The following is a 19,951-nucleotide window of genomic DNA, read 5'->3' as shown; positions in this document are numbered from 1 at the left end:
GTGCCGGGACGCAGATCAGACGAAACCATCGTCGCCGCCCTTGCCGCCGAGCATGAGCTGGCCCTCTTCGGCCAGGCGACGCACGATCTTGAGGATCTCCTTCTGCTCGGCTTCGACCTCGGACAGGCGAACCGGCCCGCGTGCCTCGAGATCCTCGCGCAACATCTCTGCAGCACGGCTGGACATGTTCTTGAACACCTTCTCGCGCAGCTCGGGCGGTGCGCCCTTGAGCGCGATGATGAGCGAGTCGGACTGGATCTCGCGCAACAGGGTCTGAATGCCGCGATCGTCGATGTCGAGCAGGTTCTCGAACACGAACATCTCGTCGAGGATCTTCTGCGCCAGTTCCGGATCGTATTCGCGCACGTTGTCGATCACTGCCGTTTCATGCGTGGAACCGACGAAGTTGAGGATCTCGGCCGCATGGCGAATGCCGCCCATTGCCGCCTTCTTCACGTTCGATGCGCCTGAGAGCATCCGTGTCAGCGCGTCGTTGAGTTCCTTCAGCGCCGCGGGCTGGACGCCGTCCAGCGTGGCGATGCGCAGCACCACATCGTTGCGCAGGCGGTCGGTGAAGTGCTTGAGGATCTCGCCCGCCTGGTCGAACTCCAGGTGCACGAGGATGGTGGCGATGATCTGCGGGTGTTCGTTCTTGATCAGGTCGGCGGCGGTGGCGGCGTCCATCCACTTCAGGCTTTCGATGCCTGCCGTGTCCGAGCCGCTCATCATGCGCGCGAGCAGGTGGCCGGCGCGCTCGTCGCCGAGCGCCTTGGTCAGCATCTCGCGCAGCTGCGCCTCGTCGGGCTGTATCATCGCGCCCTTGCCGAAGTGCGCGTCCACTTCCATCAGCAGTGGCATCACGCGATCGCGGGTCTGGGCGGGCATCTCCGACATCTTCAGGCTCAGCTTCTGCACCTCGCGCGGGCCGAGCTGGCGCAGGACTTCTGCGGCCGCATCCGGGCCCAGGGTCAGCAGCAGCAGGGCGGCCTTCTCCAGGCCTTCCTCAGGCGTCGTCACTTGCGCCCCTCCTCATTCAGGCCCATCCAGTTCTTCATCAAATTCGCCATGGTCTTGGGATCGTCGCGCGCGAGCTGGCGAATGCGCTCGAGACGCTGCTCGAAGCTCTCCTCGGCTTCGCCCGACAGGGTGACGCGCACGCCTTCCTCGCCTTCCTCCAAAGCTTCCTCTCCCGCCGCACCGGCACCCGTCTCGGCCTTCGCCGGGGGCGGCAGCACCGTGCGCAGCAGCGGGCGGATCACGCCGAAGTAGGCCAGCAGCAGCGCCACCAGCACCAGCAGCCAGTTCAGCCCTTCCTTGCCCAACTCGACCATCTCCGGGTCCTTCCACAGGGGCAGGGCCGGCTCGACGCCATCTTGGGCAAAGGCGCTGTTGGCCACGTTGATGCTGTCGCCGCGGTCGGCGTTGTAGCCGACCGCTTCGCGTACCAGATTGGTGATGCGCGAGATCTCGTCGTCCGTCAGGGGTACGCTGGTGGGCGTGCCGTCGGTGCCGGGGATGGTGCGATTATTCACCACAACGGCCACCGACAGGCGCTTGACCTGGCCCACGGCCTGCTTGATGTGCTGGATGCTGCGGTCGAGTTCGTAGTTGAGCACGGCGCTGCGGTTGCTGCTCACCGCGGCGCCCGCTGCACCGGGGCCGCCGGCGACCGGCGGTGCGGTGAGGGGGGCGGTCGCCGGCACCGGCGGCTGGTTGGTGAGCGCGCCCGGCACGCCCTGCGGTCCCTGCAGCGGATTGATCTGCTCGGTGGTCTGCTGACTGCGGATCGCCTGGTCGGGAGACGGATTGGGCTTGTAGCTCTCGGCGGTCTGCTCCACCTGGTCGAAATCGACATCGGCTGCGACCTGGGCGCGGAAGTTGTCCTTGCCGACCATCGGGATCAGGATGTTCTCGATGCGCTCGATGAAGGCCTTCTCCATCGCGCGCACGTACTCGAGCTGGCGTGCGTTTAGCCCCGCATGCATCAGGGGGTCGGCCTGCTCGGTGAGCAGGCTGCCGTTCTGGTCGACGATCTTCACGCCGTCGGCGGTCATGCGCGGCACGCTCGACGACACCAGGTGCACGATGCCCGCCACCTGGCTTTGGTTCAGCACCCGGCCCGGACGCATGTTCACCATCACGGAGGCGGTCGGGCGCTGCTCGTCGCGCAGGAAGGCGGTCTGCTTGGGCATGGCGAGATGCACGCGTGCGCCGGCCACCGCGTCGATGGCCTGCACGGTGCGGGACAGCTCGCCCTCGAGTGCGCGCTGGTAGTTCACCTGTTCGTTGAACTGCGAAATGCCCAGCTTCTGCCCGTCCATCAGCTCGAAACCGGCGAGCCCGCCCTTGGGCAGACCTTCTGCGGCCAGGCGCAAGCGCGTCTCGTGCACCTGCGCCTGCGGCACCAGGATGGCGTTGCCGTTGGCCGACATGCGATAGGGCACGTTCTGCTGTTGCAGCGCGGTGATGATCTGCCCGCCATCGCGCTCGTCGAGGTTGGAGAACAGCACCGCGTAATCGGGTGCCCGGTTCCACAGCAGTGCGCCTGCGACCAGTGCGATCGCGAGCGCGATGGCGGCCGCGGCGGCAATTTTTTGCCGCTGCGAGAGCGCGTTGATGTTCTGCAGTGCCTGCTGCAGCCGGGTGTCCGCCGGCGCTGCGGCGCCGGGGGCAAGGTCTGCGGTGTTTTCTGCTGCGGCCATGGTGGCTGTCCTGTCGCGTACGCTTTTTCCGATGGCGGCATTGTCCGTCCGCGAGCGCAAGGTTCATGTCGTGAAAAGCGGCATTTTTTGCCGCTTGTTTGCCGGCTAAGATGACGGTGTTCGCCGATAGAGTGCATGCCGTGAAAACGGAACCCGCGTTGACTCCTGCCGTGACCGACCCCGCCAGCGCCGATGCAAGGACTGCGCCGGGCGCTGCTGCGCCCGCGCTGGATGCCGCCCAGCTCGCCGAAGCCTTTGCGCTCTTCAGCCGTGCGTCGGAAGAGCTCTCTTCGGCCTACAACGCGCTGCAGGAGCAGGTGGGGCAACTCACCGAGCGCCTCGCGGTGTTGATGGGCGCGCTGCCCGCGGGGGTGCTCGTGCTCGACCGCGCAGGCCGCATCGTGCAGGCCAATCGTGCCGCCGGCGAGCTCTTCGGTCGCGACCTTTCCGGCCTGGGTGAGGGCGAAGCCCTGCGCTGTCTGGAAGAGACCGAGACCCCCGGAGAATACCTGCTGCGCCTGCCGCAGGCGGAGGCGGGCGCTGAACCGCGCCGCGTGGCCCGGACCGAATCGGAGCTCGAGTCCGGCGACGAGCGCATCGTACTGCTGCACGACATCACCGACACCTTCCGCATGCGCCTCACCGCCGAGCGCAACGAGCGCCTGGCCGCGATGGGCGAGATGGTCGCCGGCCTCGCGCACCAACTGCGCACGCCGCTGGCGGCTGCCTTGCTCTACACCGGCAACCTGCGCCAGTCCGAACTCGACCCGCTGCAGCGCATCCAGGTGGCCGACCGCGCGCTCGAGCGCCTGCGGTATCTGGAGCGCCTGATCCGTGACATGCTGCTGTTTGCCCGCGGCGACAGCACCGGGCGCCACCGCTTCGAAGTGTGCGAGCTGGTCACGGAGCTCACGCATACGCTGGAGCCGCTCGCACGCGCCCGCCAGGTGAGCTTCGAGAGCGGCTGCGCGTGCCTGCAGGCAAGCGTACTGGGCGACCGCAAGGCGCTCGGCGGGGCGCTCACCAACCTGCTCGAGAACGGCATCCAGGCTTGCCCGCAGGGCGGGCAGCTTGCCTTCGCCGCGGTCGAGATCGACGCGGCCGAGTCCGGTATCGGCTGTGCGGCGGTGCGCTTCACGGTGCGTGACAGCGGCGGCGGCGTGCCGCCCGAGTTGCAGGAGCGCCTTTTCGAGCCTTTCTTTACCACTCGCGCGGAGGGCACCGGTCTGGGGCTCGCGATCGCGCGCGGCGTCGCCCGTGCGCACGGCGGCGACATCACGCTGCGCTCCGCACCGGGGCAGGGGGCGGAATTCGCGCTGACCGTGCCGCTCGCATCGGCAGCCGCTTCGAACGGGGACGAACCCACATGATCGAGACATTGAACATCCTCGTGGTCGAGGACGACGCCGCGCTGCGCGATGCGGTCTGCTTCACGCTGGAGATGGCGCATCACGGCGTCGTCGGCGTCGATGGCGGGCCGGCGGCGCTGGCGGCGCTGGAGCAGGACCACTTCAACCTCGTCGTCACCGACCTGCGCATGCAGCCCATGGATGGCCTGCAGCTGCTGCATGAGATCCGTGCGCGCTGGCCGCAGCTGCCGGTGCTGCTGATGACCGCCTATGGCGACGTGGACAAGGCCGTGGCGGCCATGCGCGGGGGCGCCTGCGACTTCCTGATGAAGCCCTTCGAGCCCGATGTGCTGCTCGAGAACGTGCGCCGCTACGCCGCCGTGCAGCCCGATGCGGAAGACACCGTGGCCGAGGATCCGCTTACGCGCAACCTGCTGGCGCTTGCTGCGCGTGTGGCCGAGACCGACGCCACGGTGATGCTTTCGGGCGAGTCGGGCACCGGCAAGGAAGTGTTCGCGCGCTACATCCACGAACATTCGCCGCGCGCCGGCAAGGCCTTCGTCGCCATCAACTGCGCGGCCATCCCCGAGAACCTGCTCGAAGCCACGCTGTTCGGCTATGAGAAGGGCGCCTTCACTGGCGCGCAGGCGGCGCAGCCGGGCAAGTTCGAACAGGCGCAGGGCGGCACCATCCTGCTCGACGAGATCTCCGAGATGCCGCTCGGCCTGCAGGCCAAGCTGCTGCGCGTGCTGCAGGAGCGCGAGGTCGAGCGCGTGGGCGGCAAGAAGCCGGTGGCGCTGGACATCCGTGTGCTCGCCACCAGCAACCGCGACATGCCGGCCGAGGTCGCCGCCGGACGCTTCCGCGAAGACCTCTACTACCGGCTCAATGTGTTCCCGATCGCGATTCCCGCGCTGCGCGAGCGCCCCGGCGACATCGTCCCGCTCGCGCGGCATTTCCTTGCGCGCCATGCCGCCCGGCTCAAGCGCCAGGTGCGCTTCTCGCCCGAAGCCGAGGTGCTGCTTGCGCGCTACGGCTGGCCAGGCAACGTGCGGGAGCTCGAGAACACCATGCACCGCGTGCTCATCCTCACGGCGGGCGACGAGGTGAACGCAGAGACTGTGCGGCTGTGCCTGCCGCACTGGAATCCGGAGGCGGCAACACCTGCCGCTGCACCGGCAAGTTCTGCCGCTTATCTGTCTGCATTCACGTCTCCAGTCACGCCCCCACTCACGCCCCCACTCACGCCCCCACTCACGCCCCCACTCACGCCCCCACTCACGCCGCCGCCGGCTGCCGCGCCCGTGCACGCCGCCCCGCTACCGCCAGCGGCGGGCCCGCTTCCTGCTTCCAGCCCCCACGAGGCAGTGGCCCAGCGCCCGGCGAACATGAAGGACTTGGAGCGCGAACACATCCTCTCGACGTTGCGCGCGCTGGGCGGCTCGCGCAAGAAAACCGTTGAAAAGCTTGGGATTTCAGAGCGTACGCTGCGCTACAAGCTGCAGCAGTACCGTGAGGAGGGCCATGACTGCTGACCCGGGCCCCCTAGAGCTTCTCTGTGGAAACGGGCTTGCCCGCGGGTGCGGCACCCGAAGGCGCGGCGGTCGCGGGTAGGGTGCGCTGCGACCACGCCAATGCTTGGCATGCCGCTTGCTCTGCTACACTGACGTCACCAAACACCCTGAGGCTGGGGAACGCACATGGATACCCGTGGAATCGACCAGATGCTGAGCGACCTGCGCTCGGTATCGCAGGCTGCACAAGGCAAGGCCGCATCGCCCGCCGACGCGCCCGCCGGGGGCGTTAACTTTGCCGACGTGCTTGGCAACGCACTCAAGGATGTCAGCGCCGCGCAGGGCGAGGCACGGGCGATGGCCGAGAACTTCTCCGCAGGCGACCCCAACGTGAACCTGCAGGACGTGATGGTCAATCTGCAGAAAGCCAGCCTGTCCTTCCAGCAGATGGTCCAGGTTCGCAACCGGCTGGTCACGGCCTACCAGGACATCATGAACATGCCGGTGTAACCGGCGTCGGCGCAGCGATCGCTGCGCCGTTCTTCAGAAGCCGCCGCGCGTGCGCGCGTTGATCTCGCGCTCGACGTTGAAGATGTAGCGCTGGATGCGCGTATCCGCACTGCGCGGCAACGATTCGAACCGCAGGCCGATACGTAGCTGCTCGGTGCCGTTGGGCCGGAGCTGGCGGTTGATGTTGCGCACCTCCAGGTCGACCGGCAGCGGCTCGCGGTCCGTCAGGCGCAGCGTACAACCGTGCAAGACCTCCCCGATGGTGAGCTCGCGCAGGTCTGCCGGAACCTGCACCGCGATCCCGGTGCCGCTGATGTCGACGACGCGTGTCTCGCTGGGGGCCTGCTCGGCCCCTTCCGCTGGCGGAATCGTCAGCGTGACGTTGTGCGCAATGGGCACCTGCAGGCGGAAGAAGTCGCGGCGTTGCAGGCGCAGCACCTCGGTCGGGAGCCTCGCACGCAGGGCTGGGCGGCCTTCGTCGACCACTTTGCGGATGCCCGTCGCGGTGAACTGGATGCGGATGCGGTTGATCTGCGTGGTGCACAGGATCTGCTCGGCCTCGAGTGCCTTGGCGTGAATTTCCGCGTCCGGGCTCACGTCGATCAGGATCGCCTCGTCATCGGGCATGACCTTGAGCACCGCGCTTACGTAGGAGACCCCGCCGCGAATGTAGGCCGACATCAGGCAGCGGTTGTCGATCAGTTCCTTCATCACCTGCAGGATCTGTCCCCGACCGCGCAGGATGTAGCGCTCGAATCCCGCGTCCTGCATGGGTGGAACGGGGGTGAAGGTCTTTTTCTCTTCTTCCATGGTCTCGGATGTCAAGTCAGCCCCCGCTCGCGCGCGTTGCGCTCTCGTTCCATGCGCAGGACGTAGCGCTGGATGGCGTCGCCTGCGCCGCGCGAGAGATTGGCGAAGGCGCAGCCGATCCGCAGCAATTCGACGCCGTTCATGCGGGTGATGCGGAAGAGGTTGCGCACGATCAGTCGTGCGCTGATCGGTGGGTTGTCGGGCAACAGGAGCGTGCACTCCTCGAACGCGGCCCCCTGTTCCAGCGTGACGCCACCGGGCGGCACGGCGATCGCGAGACCGCCGCGGCTGATGTCGAGGATGTTCAGTTCCACCTCGCGTATCGTTCCGTCGCCCAGCGGCAGGGGCAGCCTGCACACCACGCGGCGCGGGGACGAGGATGAAGGGGTCTGCAGACGGTAGAACTCGCGGCGCTGCAGGCGCAGCACGGTGTTGGGGAAGGGCGCGCGAAAGCCGGGCTTGCCTTCCTCGACTACCCGCACTGGGCGGCGAACGAGGAACTGGATCCGCACGCGGTCAAGCTGCGTGACGCAGTCGAGTGCCTCGGATTGGGCAATGCGGTCGTTCTGTAGAGGATCTGTGCTGGCATCGAGCAGGATGCCGTGCTGCTCGTCGGCCTCGATCAGGGCCGTGATGAAACTCTGCCCGCCGGGGACCATGCGTGCGCTGACCAGCCCTCGGCTGGCGAGCAGCGCACGAAAAAGTGCCTTGATTTCGACGGGGTCGCGCAGCAGGTATTTTGCTTCGTCTTCACCGTAGACCAGCTCGACGCGGGTATCTTCCTGTTCGATGTGCATCTTGTGCAGAGTGTTGTAGGGCGTACCCGCTTTCTTTCCAAACGCTCGTTCCCGCGTGTTCCGGCGCGTTACGGTTCCGGCTTCGTTATATCACGATAAACCCGCCTGCGGCCGGTCGCTGCGCCATCGGGCGCAGGGTCTCAGCCTCCGGGCGCGGCCTCGGCGCTGCGCGGGCGCAGGGTCTCGGGCAGATCCTGTGCCACCGGCGGTGCACCGGCCTCGGCACCCTGTTCGATCCGGTACAGCCAGGCCAGCAATTCGGCCACTGCGACATAGAGCTGAGGCGGGATGCGGGCGTCCAGATCGACCTGCATCAGCAGGCTCACCAGTTCGGGCGATTCATGCACGAAGACGCCCGCCTCTCGTGCGCGGTCGATGATCTCCTGCGCCAGCACGCCCTTGCCCTTGGCCACCACCCGCGGCGCGGTCTCGCCGGCCGTGTAGGCGAGGGCGACGGCCTCGTTGCGGGTGCCGGGGCGTGCGTCACTCATTGCGCGGCTCCACGATCAGACCGGAGAGCTTCAGGTCGACGGCCTCGAGGGCCGAGGCCAGGGCAGCGGCACCCGAATCCAGCGCTACCAGGGTGTCTGCCTCGTCTGCACGCAGACGCAGCGCCACCTGATTGCCGGAGAGGTGCAGCACGGCTTCCACGCCGCCGAGGCGCGGCAGGGTCAGGCGCAGAGTGCTGTCCCAGCCGCGTGCGGTTTCTTCCTCGGCGGTGCCGTCGTCGCGTTCGGGATCCTCGATCCGCCACTCCACCGCCTGGCCCGGCCAGGCCTGCCCGTGCCAGACATACTGCTGTGTGGCGAGCGCGTCCAGCTGCTGGTGGACGATGGGGATCAGGCGCTCCGGAATCGGTGCGCTACGTACCGGCGCGGTCTCTTCGGCCGACATTGCGGCGCTGCGCGCCTGGCTCGTACGCTCGTTGCCCTCGGATGCCGCGGCCTGCTGTCCGGCTTGCGCACCTTGCGCAGTAGGTGTGCCGCCCTGTGCAGCGGCCTGGCCCGATGAGGCCTGGGGCGAAGCCTGCGCCACGGGGCGCGGTTGGCCCTGCGGCTCGCTCGTCAGGCTGGCGGTGTCGCGGCGGCCCAGCACCCAGTCCGCCTGATGGGATTCGTAGAACAGCCCGCTCTGACCGAGCGCCTGGCGCAGCAAGGGCGCCAGTTGTGACCCGTTGGCCGGTGGTGCGGTGAGCAGGGGCTGATTGGCGGCAAGGCTTGCCGGCTGCGGCGCCGGCTGCCCGGTGAGCAGAAAGCTGATCAGCCGGCCCGTCTGGCTCAGCGCCGGCTGTGCCGAGGCGGTGCTGGCCGCGGTCGCCTCCTGGCCCACGATGCGCGCAAACACCGCGCGCGGCGTGACCTGCGAGACTTCGAGCTCCAGGGTGTCGCCCGACTGGGCTGCGGTGTTGAGCGCCAGCGTCATCTGCTGCCCGGCGACCACGGCGCGGAAGGTGCCGTCGGGCAGGGTGCGCTGCAGCGTTGCGAAAAAGCGCTGTCCCGGAACCAGATCCGGCAGCTGGGACTGGATCTCCCGTGCCCGCTGCAGGCCCGGAACGGGCGGCTCGGTGTTGAAGAAGCTCGCTTCGTTGAGCAGACGCAGGCGGGAGGCGAGGTCGGCGGGGATCATGGCGAGACGGTCCTGGCGCTCGGGCGGTCAGCGCCCGTCAGCCACCGTAGGCGTCACGTAGGGCGCGACCCTTTACCGAACTGGAGATCAGCTTTCGAGTGCTCTCCAGCGCAGGTTCCGCGTGAAGGCGGATCTGGCGGTCCAGTTCCAGGATGTCGGCAATGAGCCTCTGAAGCTCGGCTGTGTCCTCTTCGGAAGGCGCGGCCGCCTCAACCGGCGATTCGGCCAAAGCGCGCAATGTGCTCGCCTGCCGTTCCAGGTCGGCCAGCGCCTCCCAATCGCCCGCCTCGGCAGCGTCGTGCATCTGCCGGTACAGGGAAAGCAGGGTCCGAGCGGTGTCCAGGGTCAGCATGGCCGTACGGGTTCCCTAGCCTTGTACCTGAGCTTCGATTGCCGCCCAGGCTTCTCGCAGGCTGTCGAGCAGACCGATCACTTCGTCGATCGCTGCCTGATTGTTGTGCAGGTTTGCGTGCAGCAGGCGATCGGCCATGTATTCGTACAGCGCGTCGAGGCGCTCCGCGAGTTCGCCACCGGCCTTGATGTCCAGACTCACCTTGAGCCCGTTCATGATGATGTCGATCGCCTTGGAGATCGACTTGCCCTTGGTCGGGATGTCCTTGTTCTGCATTGCCACGGTGGCGGTGCGCAGGGCGACGAGGGCGCCGTCGTACAGCATCAGGATGAGCTTGTGCGGCGAGGCCGATTCGACGCTCGTCTGATTGCCGACGCGGGCGTAGGCCGCGGCACGATTGGCGTAGGAGGTTCCGAACATGGAGATCTGGCTCCGGGTTACTGAGGCTTGCTGGCGGAAGGCAGGCTGGCCAGTTGCTGGGTCAGGTAGGTGCTGGTCTGCGTCAGGCCGTTGAGCAGGGTGTCGAGGTTGGAGTACTGCAGTCGGTAACGCTCCTCCATTCGATTCAGCCGCGCTTCCATGGTGTCGTACTGCTTGGTCAGGGACTTGATGGTCGAGTTGATGCCTTCAGTACGACTATTCAGCAGGCCATCGGTGTCGATGAAAGCGTCGAGTCGGGTACTGAGGGTCTCGGCAAAGCCCTTGACGCCATCCTTGCCCGTGAAGAAAGCCGCGACGTCCTTTTCCGGATCGCCCAAGGCTGCCGTGAACTTCGTGTCGTCGAGCGAAAGTTTCCCATCCTTGCCGAAGCTGACACCAACCTGTGATAGAGAACTGGCGCCCGTAAGACCCGCTATGGACGTGCCCAACACGTTGCGCAGCTGATTCTGGATGTTGCGTGCGGTCGAGTCGCCGGTCAGTGCGGCTCCGGTCTTGTTCTCGGCATTGTAGGAGGTCAGGCTGGACAAGGTGCTGGCGACTTCGTTGTACGCCTTCACGAATGCCTCGACGGCAGTTTTTGCCGCGCTCTGGTCATCGCTGACCGACAGCGTGCCGGTCAGGCTGGTCGCCGGGGAGACGGGCTCCTTGTTCAGCGTGAGCGTCACGTTGTCGATGACGTCGGTGATGGTGTTCTTGCCGCGCGTGACCTCGATGCCGTCCACGCGGATGCGGGCATCCTGCGCTGCCTGTACCGAGTACATCGGATCCGTCGGCGCAGGCGTCGTTGCGGGGTCGAAGCTCAGATCCGTGAGTCCGCCCTCGCCAGTCAGCTTGAATGCCATGTCGGCACCCGTGGCGGTTCCGCTCAGTACGAGTTGCTTCGCCGTGCCATTGTTGATGATGTTGGCCTTGATGCCGAGCGTGGCGTCGCCGTTGATCGCATCACGCAGTTCTTCGAGTGTGCTGCCTTCGAAGTCGAGGCTGGCCGTTCGGGGCGGGCTGTCGCTCTCGAAGGTCTTCCCCGAACCGTCATCCTTGACCGCGCCGAACTCGATGGTCAGCTTGCCAGCTGCAGGCGTGAAGCTGCTGGTTGTCGGCGTGGAGACACGCTGGATCTTGGCCATCTGCAGCACGTCAACCGCATAGCTGCCGCTTGATGCACCCGGGCTGGAACTGGCTGTGAAGCCGGCATCGCCCGTGACGCTTGCCTTCGTCGCAGAAAACCTGGTTGCTGTCTTCAGCCCGTCCGTCGCGGTCTGCAGGGAGGACAGCGCGCCCTTGATCTGGCCGAACGCCGAAAGCTTCGCCTGATAGCTTGCTTCCTTCTGCGCCAGCAGGGTCAGTGGCCGGCTTTCCACCGACATCAAGCCGCTCACGATCGCATTGACGTCGATGATCGAACCGCCGCTCGTGATGGTTGCCATGTCGGGTCCTCCTTTCTGCTAATCGGGTCAGGCCTTCTGTTCGACCAGCAGGCCCTGCAACTTGTCCAGCGCCTTCGCGATGGAAATGATCTCTTCCGAGGGGATCTGGCGGATCACCTCGTCTGTGCTGGCATCAACGACCTTCACGATCGTCTTGCCGGTGTCTTCGTCGATGGAAAAAAGCAAGTCCTGTGCCACTGGCGCAATCGCGTTGCGGACGTCTTCCATTGCCTGCTCCACCTGCTGCAGAGGGGTCGGCTCCTGGGCCGTGGCGGTCTCGCCGGGCCTGGCTTGCTGGCTCCGCTCGACGCCCGTGCCGGGTGCGGCGGTTCCTGCTTTAGCAGGTGAGTCCGATTCGTTGCTGGCGGAGGCGCGTTCTGCAGGCGCGGCGCGCGAGCCAGATGTGCTCTGGATCAGGTTCTCGGCTTGAGCCGAGATGTTCACCGAAGAGATGTTCATGATCGTCACCCTGATGGTGTGACGGCGCGGGGCCCTTGCGAACCCCGCGCCGTGCCTAGCGACTTAGCCTACTCCGCTTACCCGAGCAGCGAAAGCACGTTCTGCGGCAGCGCGTTGGCCTGCGAGAGCATTGCCGTGCCGGCCTGCTGCAGGATCTGCGCACGGGTCAGGTTGGCGGTTTCCTGAGCGAAGTCCGTGTCGCGGATACGGCTGCGGGAGGCGGCCATGTTCTCCGAGGTGGTCGCGAGGTTCGCGATGGTGGTTTCGAATCGCGACTGGAGGGCGCCGAACTTGGCGCGCTGCCCGTTGACCGCTGCGAGTGCGGAGTCGACCATCGCTAGCGTTCGCTGCGCGGAATCGACCGAGCTCACATCCAGATCGCTGACCTTCTGCAATTGACCTGCGGCTGCCGTTGCGGTGAAGAAATCGGTCGTGTTTGCCGCAGCGAGGCTGAACGACTTTTCCGAATCGAGCACCAATTGACCGGTTGCAACAGCGGTCGCTCCTGCTGCAGTCGAGGTGCCGCCAACGGTCGCTGTGGCCGAGCCGCTCGCTGCGTTCGCCACGGTGATGTTCTCGCCGTTCGCATTCAGCAACGTGATGCCGTTACCCGCATCATTGACGCGGGCGGTAACGCCGGTCTTGGAGGCGACGTCGTTGAAGGCATTCACTGCGGAGGCCAGGCCGTCCTTATCCACCGCAGCGCCCAGCGTGAAGGAGACGGTGACTGCGGTCGAGTTGTCCGAGGTGACGTCAAACTTGTAGGAGGTGTTGGCCGCCATCGCGGTCACATCGATCTCGGTCTTGGCCGAGGCCTTGACGCCAGTCGTCCCGGTCTGACCGTTGATCAGCTCAGCCGCTTTTTTCGCGGAATCTCCCGCGGTGATCGAGACGGCGGCCGAACCGGTGGCGCCGCTGATGGTGATTGCACCGCCGGCGACACGGCTGGTTGCCGCTGCGTTGGAGGCGATCGCGTTGGCGGTGCTGCCGGTGGTCAGATCACCCTTCGCGCCTGCGTCGGTCGCTACTTTGGCGCCGACCCGGTAGTTGCCGTACTGGCTGGTGGAGAAGTTGGCCGTGCTGGCCGAGATCGATTGACCGGCGTTGGCGCCGACCTGGAAGGTCGCGGTGCCGAAAGAGCCGTCAAGCAGTTTGGAGCCGTTGAATTCGGTCGTCTTGGCGATGCGGTCGAGTTCGGCCGTGAGTTGGTTGACTTCGGCGTTCAGGGCCTGGCGGTCCGAGGCGGAGTTCGTCGCGTTGGACGACTGCACGGCCAGTTCGCGGATGCGCTGCAGGATGTCGCCGGAGGACTGCAGGGCGCCTTCAGCGGTCTGCGCAAGCGAAATGCCGTCGTTCGCGTTACGGCGAGCTTGGTCCAGACCGCGGATCTGGGAGGTGAAGCGCTCCGAAATGGCAAGGCCGGCAGCGTCGTCCTTGGCACTGTTGATGCGAAGACCCGACGACAGGCGCTGCAGCGAGGAGTTCAGCGAGTTTGCGGATTGGTTCAGGTTGCGCTGAGCGTTGAGCGACTGAACGTTGGTGTTGATCACTTGTGCCATGATTTTTCTCCGTTAGAGAAGTATCAAAAATGGTCCGGCGGTGGCCGGGGTGTCCTCTGCGAGCCAGCCTGCGAAACCTGCCAGCTGCACTCTTGAGACCATTAACGGAGTAGCGACCGGAAACTTTAGGGTTTATCGAAGGGTTGCTCTTCTCGGGAGGCTGGGAGGCTGGGAGGGTGTGTCGGGTCGAAGACGATAGGCTGCGGGCGCTATGATCCTGTGGGTTCATTCATGAGAAAGGAAGGGTTGATCCATGGCCGCTGAATTCACTTTATCGTCGCGAGACCTGGAAAGCTTGAGAGAGGCTGCTCATCACTTCTCTGCTGGTCGTTATGCTCGGGCGGTGGAGTTGGCGAGCTCTCTATGCACGAAGCACGCTGCGCTGCCGGCCGCTCACAAACTCCTCGGAAGTGCCCTCCACCTCGATGGCCGTAGTAAAGAGGCGGTCGCTCCGCTCGAGCGGGCGACGTGCTTGGATCCTGACGATGCGCAGGCCTGGAGCAATCTGGGCAACGCGCTTGCTGCGATCGGGCAGCATGAGGCTGCGGTGGCTGCGCATGAGCGTGCGGTTGCGCTTCAGCCTTCCAATCCGACAGTCCTCTACAACTTCGGGTGTCTGTTGCTCGAAATGAAGCGCTCCGCGGATGCGCTGGAGCAGTTCTGGAGGTCCTATGAGGCTGGGGCCGGGGACCCTGAGGTCGCGTGTCTATGCCGAGGAATTCTGGCTGAGCTCGGGGATTCAGCGCTCTCTGAAGCGTTCTGCCGGCTGAATGTGATGCGTGCGCCGGATGATCACAATGCGCAGTCGATGCTCGGAGGTTTGCTTGTGCAGCGTGGGGCGTACGCGGAAGGAGAGCAGCTATTGCGCTCTTCACTCCAGCGAGATCCGGCGAATGCGCTCGTGTGGTCGAATCTTTGCGTTGCTTTGAAAGGCGATGGGCGTTTCGCGGAGGCGATTGATGCCGGGCAGCACGCGGTAGCTCTTGCACCGGAGTGGGCGTTGGCACACAGCAATCTGGGCGTTGCGCTGCGCGATGCCGGTGCGTGGGCACAGGCGAGGCAGCAGTTCGTGGAGGCGCTGACACTCGATCGGGAGTGTGCAGACGCCTGGTACAACCTGGGGTGCGTCAGCGCCGACCTTGGAGAGGCCGAGGATGCACGTGCTGCCTATATCGAGGCGGTTTCGCGAGCTCCGCTACCGGAATGGCTGATTCAGGGAGCACATGCATGTCGCCAAATGGTGGATTGGGAAGCGGCCGATTTGATGGAGGTCGAGCTGGTAAGGCAAATCGAAAGCGGTACTCTGTCTCAGGCGAATGGACACCGACCCTCTCCCTTTGCCTTCCTGACTACGCCTGGGACGTCTGCTGCCGCGCAGCTTCAGGTCGCCAGAAACTTCGCTGCGCAGTTTGCGGGGCGTGCCGGCTTGACCAAGGACGCTGCGGTTGTCGATGGTCACCCGCGAAGGCGGGGCTTGTGCATAGGCCTGCTATCGGCCGACTTTCGCGATCACGCTACAGCGCAGCTGATCACCGGCGTGCTGGAGGCGCTGGACCCAGCTCGGTTCGACCTGATTGCCTACGATTACGGCCCCCAAGCGATTGAGGGCGATGAATACCGACGTCGACTGCGGTCGGCAATCCCGCGGTGGGTGGATGTTGCAGCGATGTCCGACATCGACGCGGCCAGGAGAATGCAAGCCGACGGCGTCGATATCACCATCGACCTGAAGGGATGGACCCAGGGCTATCGTGCAGGAATCCTTGCGTATCGGCCGGCGCCGATCCAGATGCAGTGGCTTGGCTTTCCCGGCACCATGGGGGCCCCCTGGATCGACTACATCATCGCAGACGCCATCGTCATTCCGCCTGGCATGGAGGGCGGCTACAGCGAGCAGGTCTTGCGCTTGCCCGCCTGTTATCAGCCCAATGATCGTCTGCGGGTGATCGGCCGGACGCCGGGCCGAGCGAGCCTGGGGCTTCCGGAGAATGCTGTCGTGCTGGCGGGCTTTCATCAGTACTACAAGATCACCCGGGAAACCTTTGCGTTGTGGATGCGGGTGCTTGGGCAGTGTCCTGACGCGGTGCTCTGGCTGCTGGATGGGCCGGAAAGTGCCAAGGCGGTGTTCTTGCGCGAGGCCGCCTCCGCGGGTATTGAACGCAAGCGGCTCGTGTGGGCGCGGAGGGTTCCTGCTGCTGACCATTTGGGCAGGTTGGGGCAAGCCGATCTTGCCCTCGATGCATTTCCTGTCAATGCCCACACAACGGCAAGCGATGCGCTGTGGGCAGGGGTGCCCCAATTGGCAATTTGCGGTGACACCTTCGTGTCCCGGGTTTCGGCGAGCATTCTGCATGCCGCGGGTTTGCCCCAACTCGTTACCAACGATCAAACGACTTATGAGCGCTTGATCGTTGAACTTGTTCGCAGTGCCGAAATGAGGGAAATGCTACGGAATCAACTGCGTGAGACACGGGACAAGCTTGCTCTTTTCGATGCGGAGGCCTTTGCTCGACACCTTGGTGCAGGACTTGAGGAAGCGTGGCAGCGCCACCAGCGCGGATTGCCGGTGGCGCATATCAATGTTAACGGCTGATCAACGCGTCCAGCCAGCAAGCCATTCGTCAAGATGGTCGTCGAGCATCCAATGCTGGCGAACCTGAGCTTGCAGGGCCATGCCCTCCTGCCGGGCCGCATCCGGATCGTGGATACGTTCCCGGATTGCCGCAATCCATGCCTGGGGTGTGTTGGCGACCCGTTTGACCGGGAGCCCTTGCCGGTATGGCCCGATGTCGGAGCACACTACGGGGTAGCCGAGGATGCCGTACTCCAGTAGCTTGAGATTGCTCTTGGCCTCATTGAATGCATTGCTGGCGATCGGCGCGATGGCGAGATCCAGGCCCATGCTGGCCAGGGCCTGGGGATACTGCGAGAAGGACACGGCAGCTTTTTTCTCACTGATGTAGGGAAGCATGTCCCGAGAGCAGGTGCCGAGAAAGACCCAGTCGACTTCATTGGCCAGGGTTTTCACGACATCGGTCAGCAATGCCAGGTCGCCGAGGTGGGAGATGCTGCCCGCCCAGCCGACCCGCGGGCGGCTGCCGGATCTTCTGGCCGGTGTCAGGGTGTTCCAGACCCGCTTCGGCAAGTAGTTTGGCACGACCCTGACCTCATCCACCAACTGACCATAGGCTTGAGCGAGCGCCTCGGTGGGGACCACCAGGCGGTTGCACAGGCCGAGCGCCTGCTTGAACAGTGCGATGGTGTCCGGACCGAAGTCACGGGCATGGGGACTGCTCTCCGGAACGTCAGTGAGCAGGTCGTCTACTTCAAAGATGCGCAATGCGCTGCTCAGTTGCCGGTATTGGTGCATGGCACGGAGTACGGGCGCAGTATGCGGCCGCTGGAAGATCAGGGTGTCGAATTCGTCGGCGACCATCCGTGCAGGGGGCAGGGGGTCTGTGGCTGCGCCGCCACTGACCCGCGCGTTCGACAGCAGGGCTTCGAGCGGCTGGAGAATGCGGTAGTGGCCGCAGCCTTCGCGGTCGGCGGCGTGCGCGTAGATACGCGGAAGGCCGAGGCTGGCCAATGGAGCATAGGTGAGCGCGCTGCGCGTTTCGGGTATCAGGTCTCTTGCTTCCATGTTCAGGTGCGGCTCGGCAGCGACCTGGTCTGCTATCTGGGTCTGCCAGCGCAGAAGGGTGGCCGTAGTGGTCCCTCCCAACTCGCTCTTGCGCCTTGAGGTGTCTTCCTGCTCAAGTTGTTCGAGCGATTCGCGCACCATCACAGTGGAGCTTGGCGTCCATAGCAGCGGGCCGAGCGCCCCGAGGCGCAGGCAAAGATCCGCGGCCCAATGCTCTTCGCTGCTGGCCGCATCCAGGCCTCCTGCGGCGGCGAGGGCGGACCTGCGTACCAGCAGGCAGCGGGGATCCAGAATCCGGACGCGATGGTCTGACTGCAGCCAGGCGTTTTCGCCCGGATAGTCGAGAAATACCCCTTTGTAGGGTGCGCCTGATGGGCCACAGAGTCCCATGATCTCTCCCGCACTGACGAGTTGCGCGGCGGCATTGGCCAGCCGCGGTCCGACGGCGGCGGGTGATGAGGGGCGACTGAACTGTTTGAGCAGCGGCGTGAGCCAGTCGGTCTGTACCGCCACGCTGTCATCCGCCCAGAAAACGAGGAAATCATCGGTAATCCGGGTGACTGCCTCCTGCAGGATCCGTACTCGCCCTTCATCGTATGGGGCGGGCAGGAAGACCACATTGGGCAGCCCGAGGCTTTCGAGCTGGGTTAGAAAACGCCAGATGTCCGGATGACGAGGGCCTGGGTTGATCAGATAGAGCGTGTGTGGCTGGGGCGGAGTTTTTTCCAGCAGGCTGGTGATGGCCTGTTCGAGGGCGGCAAGCTGGCAGGCCGCGGGGTAAATCACGATTGCGACCGAGGGGGTGGCCTTGGCGGGGGACGGGTGGAAATCCAAGCGTAGCGGCTGTCCTTCGTCGAAACGCAGCGACGCTTCGATGCCCTGACGGCCGAGGTGGTCGGCCACCGCCTGAGCGTGGCTGTGCTGCGGGTAGGGGGACCAGCGGCCCGCGGGACGGTGTAACAGCACGTCCGGGACGTGGCCGATGGCCTCCGGGGGACAGGATTCCAGCGTGCGAAGCATGAGATCGAAGGTCTCCGCTTCGGGTAGGGCAGAACACAGCCCACCGAGGTCGGCGAGGTGGTCGGCGCGGAAAAAGAGTACTTTGCCGATGTAGGGGGCGGCTAAAACATGGTCGGGATCGAAAGCCGGTTTGAAGTGGGGGCTGTGGTGTTTCCCTTTAGCGTCGATTTCATCTTCATCGACATAAAGGAGCTGCCATGCCGTGTGCGAATGGGTGTCCAGGGCAAGCGTGAGCAAGGCGCGTTCGGGCAGTCGGTCGCCTTCCTCCAGCACGGCCACCCAGGTCGCATGGCGTTCGCCGACTCCAGCTGCCAACTGGTTGACCGCCTCCGCCCACTGCGAAGGGGGGCACTGAATCCAGGTCAGCCGTTCGCCCTCGATGCCCGGAGGGGCTTCGATAGGTGATAGGACAACCAGCCTGAATGCACCGTACAACTGGGCCGTGAGTGAACGGATCGTGGCGGAGAGTGCATTGAAGTCTGCCTGGGTGTGACGCACGAAGAGCATGAACTGGGGCTTTTCGATCCAGCCGTCCAGTTCTGCGTCGATACGCCGGGCCATGCCGGTGGTGAAGTAGCAGCCTTCGCGCCACAAGCCGTAGGCATACTCCCGACGGTGATGTTCTGCGATCTGGCGATATTCGGACTGGGCACGTGCGCGGTTGCCGGAAAGGGAGTCGTCGCTGACCAAGTAGAGGCCGGTGAAGTCCCACAGACATCTCATCGGGTAGCGGGCCCCCACGCGTAACCAGAAGTCCTGGTCGCTGATGGCGGTGTATCTCTCATCGAACCAGCCGAATTCGTCGTGAAGGCGCCGCCTCCACATTGGGTGAGGGCCGATGGAAGGCTCTTTAAGGAGTCCTCGATAGCTGTAGTCGGCCCATTTGTAGCAACCGGCATAGGTGAAACGGGCAAACGACTCGTGCGGCGTGCGGGTGAGATAGCTGAAACCGTAGGTCAGCGCGATATCGGGTTGTTCATCGAGTACCCTGGCCATCAGTTCGAGCGCGTTGGGGCGGAGACGGTCGTTAGTGCTGCATGACACGAGGTAAGCACCTTGCGCCATGCGAATGGCGAGATTCCACGCCGCATAGACGCCGATCCGCTCCGCAGTCCGGTGGTAGCGGATGTTGGCATGCCTGGCCTGGTAGGCGCGCACGATCTCTGCCTCGTTCTCTGGAGAGGCCGCGTCAATGACGATGATCTCCATGTCATCCGCAATCGATTGGCTGAGCAGGTCGTCCAGACAATCGGCGATGAACGCTGCGGAGGCATAGGTCGAAACGATGGCGCTGACACGATAGGGACGGTCCGGCTCGGCTCCCTGATTGATTGTGTTAAGCGCAACCACCGGGGATGAATATTTCAGACGTACATTGCTGCATTCCAGACTGTGGAGCAAAACGTCTCCCAGTACGGCGAGTTGTGTTTCACGTTTGAGTGCCTCGTCCGGGTCTCCTGCACGGACTTCGACACGCCGGATGGCCTCATTCAGGAGCGGGCTCTTGGCCAGAGAGAGAATATGATCCTTGAAACGGTAGAGATCGTCCTTGCGATAATTGACAGGATGGGAAATATGGAAAGCAACGTAGGCGTCCAGGCGCTTGATCGGTATGCCAGCTTGTGCGGCCTGGAAGGGGACCCAGTAGTCCCAATGCTCTCAACTTAACGCTCCCTTATAGGACATATGCAAATGTGGCTTGCTTCGGGGCGGTCGTGGGTAGCTTCTGCCTGGCTGGATGCGGCATC

The 19,951-nt window shown here is 64.8% G+C and carries 16 protein-coding genes; 4 read left to right on the top strand and 12 right to left on the bottom strand.

The features are described from left to right. Positions 1 to 15: 15 nt before the first annotated feature. Together fliG and fliF are read right to left on the bottom strand one after the other, a co-directional pair. Positions 16 to 1,017 carry a flagellar motor switch protein FliG gene (gene fliG, locus ACPT9U_RS06705; protein ID WP_418362941.1) on the bottom strand — a complete coding sequence of 334 codons (1,002 nt, stop codon included), beginning with the start codon at positions 1,015 to 1,017 and terminating at the stop codon, positions 16 to 18. After that, positions 1,014 to 2,702 (bottom strand): flagellar basal-body MS-ring/collar protein FliF, encoded by a 1,689-nt coding sequence (gene fliF / locus ACPT9U_RS06700; protein ID WP_435750308.1) that lies wholly within the window; start codon positions 2,700 to 2,702, stop codon positions 1,014 to 1,016. Before fliF ends, fliG begins: the two co-directional genes overlap by 4 nt. A 131-nt stretch (positions 2,703 to 2,833) precedes the next feature. Between fliF and ACPT9U_RS06695 the strand changes: the two genes are divergently transcribed. From ACPT9U_RS06695 to fliE, 3 genes are all read left to right on the top strand, one after another. Next, positions 2,834 to 4,072, top strand: a complete 1,239-nt coding sequence (locus ACPT9U_RS06695) for a sensor histidine kinase (protein ID WP_435750369.1) — start codon at positions 2,834 to 2,836, stop codon at positions 4,070 to 4,072. Beyond that, positions 4,069 to 5,586: a sigma-54-dependent transcriptional regulator gene (locus tag ACPT9U_RS06690; protein WP_435750306.1), complete on the top strand. Its 1,518-nt coding sequence runs from the start codon at positions 4,069 to 4,071 to the stop codon at positions 5,584 to 5,586. Before ACPT9U_RS06695 ends, ACPT9U_RS06690 begins: the two co-directional genes overlap by 4 nt. A gap of 165 nt (positions 5,587 to 5,751) precedes the next feature. Further along, complete coding sequence (gene fliE, locus ACPT9U_RS06685) at positions 5,752 to 6,075, top strand: flagellar hook-basal body complex protein FliE (protein WP_418362938.1); 324 nt, start codon at positions 5,752 to 5,754, stop codon at positions 6,073 to 6,075. Positions 6,076 to 6,108: 33 nt separating this feature from the next. Here the strand turns inward: fliE and ACPT9U_RS06680 are convergent, their stop codons facing one another. From ACPT9U_RS06680 to ACPT9U_RS06640, 9 genes are all read right to left on the bottom strand, one after another. After that, entirely contained in the window at positions 6,109 to 6,885 is a 777-nt protein-coding gene (locus ACPT9U_RS06680) for a flagellar brake protein (RefSeq protein WP_435750304.1), read from the bottom strand. An 11-nt stretch (positions 6,886 to 6,896) separates the two neighbouring features. Next, entirely contained in the window at positions 6,897 to 7,682 is a 786-nt protein-coding gene (locus ACPT9U_RS06675) for a flagellar brake protein (RefSeq protein WP_435750303.1), read from the bottom strand. A gap of 140 nt (positions 7,683 to 7,822) precedes the next feature. Next, a complete protein-coding gene (locus ACPT9U_RS06670) occupies positions 7,823 to 8,173 on the bottom strand; it encodes an EscU/YscU/HrcU family type III secretion system export apparatus switch protein (RefSeq protein WP_418362935.1) in 351 nt (116 codons plus the stop codon). Next, positions 8,166 to 9,308 carry a flagellar hook-length control protein FliK gene (locus ACPT9U_RS06665; protein WP_435750300.1) on the bottom strand — a complete coding sequence of 381 codons (1,143 nt, stop codon included), beginning with the start codon at positions 9,306 to 9,308 and terminating at the stop codon, positions 8,166 to 8,168. Before ACPT9U_RS06665 ends, ACPT9U_RS06670 begins: the two co-directional genes overlap by 8 nt. A 37-nt stretch (positions 9,309 to 9,345) precedes the next feature. Then, positions 9,346 to 9,660, bottom strand: a complete 315-nt coding sequence (locus tag ACPT9U_RS06660; RefSeq protein ID WP_435750298.1) for a flagellar protein FliT — start codon at positions 9,658 to 9,660, stop codon at positions 9,346 to 9,348. Positions 9,661 to 9,675: 15 nt separating this feature from the next. After that, entirely contained in the window at positions 9,676 to 10,080 is a 405-nt protein-coding gene (gene fliS / locus ACPT9U_RS06655; protein WP_418362932.1) for a flagellar export chaperone FliS, read from the bottom strand. Between the two features lie 17 nt (positions 10,081 to 10,097). After that, a complete protein-coding gene (gene fliD, locus ACPT9U_RS06650) occupies positions 10,098 to 11,525 on the bottom strand; it encodes a flagellar filament capping protein FliD (RefSeq protein ID WP_435750297.1) in 1,428 nt (475 codons plus the stop codon). Between the two features lie 27 nt (positions 11,526 to 11,552). Beyond that, positions 11,553 to 11,984, bottom strand: coding sequence for a flagellar protein FlaG (locus ACPT9U_RS06645; RefSeq protein ID WP_435750296.1), 432 nt, complete (start codon positions 11,982 to 11,984; stop codon positions 11,553 to 11,555). A 77-nt stretch (positions 11,985 to 12,061) separates the two neighbouring features. Next, positions 12,062 to 13,543, bottom strand: coding sequence for a flagellin (locus tag ACPT9U_RS06640; RefSeq protein ID WP_435750295.1), 1,482 nt, complete (start codon positions 13,541 to 13,543; stop codon positions 12,062 to 12,064). Between the two features lie 253 nt (positions 13,544 to 13,796). On the opposite strand from ACPT9U_RS06640, the gene ACPT9U_RS06635 reads away from it, so the two are divergent. Then, positions 13,797 to 16,136, top strand: a complete 2,340-nt coding sequence (locus tag ACPT9U_RS06635) for a tetratricopeptide repeat protein (RefSeq protein WP_435750293.1) — start codon at positions 13,797 to 13,799, stop codon at positions 16,134 to 16,136. On the opposite strand, the gene ACPT9U_RS06630 is transcribed toward ACPT9U_RS06635, so the two are convergent. Beyond that, the gene (locus tag ACPT9U_RS06630) at positions 16,137 to 19,604 is read right to left on the bottom strand and encodes a glycosyltransferase (protein WP_435750292.1); all 3,468 of its coding nucleotides are present in this window, start codon (positions 19,602 to 19,604) and stop codon (positions 16,137 to 16,139) included. Positions 19,605 to 19,951: the final 347 nt, after the last annotated feature.

Source organism: Thauera sp. AutoDN2, assembly GCF_051280715.1.
Classification (GTDB): domain Bacteria; phylum Pseudomonadota; class Gammaproteobacteria; order Burkholderiales; family Rhodocyclaceae; genus Thauera.
This window is presented reverse-complemented; position numbering and strand designations above follow the sequence as displayed.

Bases quoted from the DNA above. Each gene is read 5' to 3' on its own strand.
- fliF (WP_435750308.1), bottom strand. From the start codon at position 2,702: ATGGCCGCAGCAGAAAACACCGCAGACCTTGCCCCCGGCGCCGCAGCG.
- ACPT9U_RS06690 (WP_435750306.1), top strand. From the start codon at position 4,069: ATGATCGAGACATTGAACATCCTCGTGGTCGAGGACGACGCCGCGCTG.
- fliE (WP_418362938.1), top strand. From the start codon at position 5,752: ATGGATACCCGTGGAATCGACCAGATGCTGAGCGACCTGCGCTCGGTA.
- ACPT9U_RS06680 (WP_435750304.1), bottom strand. From the start codon at position 6,885: ATGGAAGAAGAGAAAAAGACCTTCACCCCCGTTCCACCCATGCAGGAC.
- ACPT9U_RS06675 (WP_435750303.1), bottom strand. From the start codon at position 7,682: ATGCACATCGAACAGGAAGATACCCGCGTCGAGCTGGTCTACGGTGAA.
- ACPT9U_RS06670 (WP_418362935.1), bottom strand. From the start codon at position 8,173: ATGAGTGACGCACGCCCCGGCACCCGCAACGAGGCCGTCGCCCTCGCC.
- ACPT9U_RS06665 (WP_435750300.1), bottom strand. From the start codon at position 9,308: ATGATCCCCGCCGACCTCGCCTCCCGCCTGCGTCTGCTCAACGAAGCG.
- ACPT9U_RS06660 (WP_435750298.1), bottom strand. From the start codon at position 9,660: ATGCTGACCCTGGACACCGCTCGGACCCTGCTTTCCCTGTACCGGCAG.
- fliS (WP_418362932.1), bottom strand. From the start codon at position 10,080: ATGTTCGGAACCTCCTACGCCAATCGTGCCGCGGCCTACGCCCGCGTC.
- fliD (WP_435750297.1), bottom strand. From the start codon at position 11,525: ATGGCAACCATCACGAGCGGCGGTTCGATCATCGACGTCAATGCGATC.
- ACPT9U_RS06645 (WP_435750296.1), bottom strand. From the start codon at position 11,984: ATGAACATCTCTTCGGTGAACATCTCGGCTCAAGCCGAGAACCTGATC.
- ACPT9U_RS06640 (WP_435750295.1), bottom strand. From the start codon at position 13,543: ATGGCACAAGTGATCAACACCAACGTTCAGTCGCTCAACGCTCAGCGC.
- ACPT9U_RS06635 (WP_435750293.1), top strand. From the start codon at position 13,797: ATGGCCGCTGAATTCACTTTATCGTCGCGAGACCTGGAAAGCTTGAGA.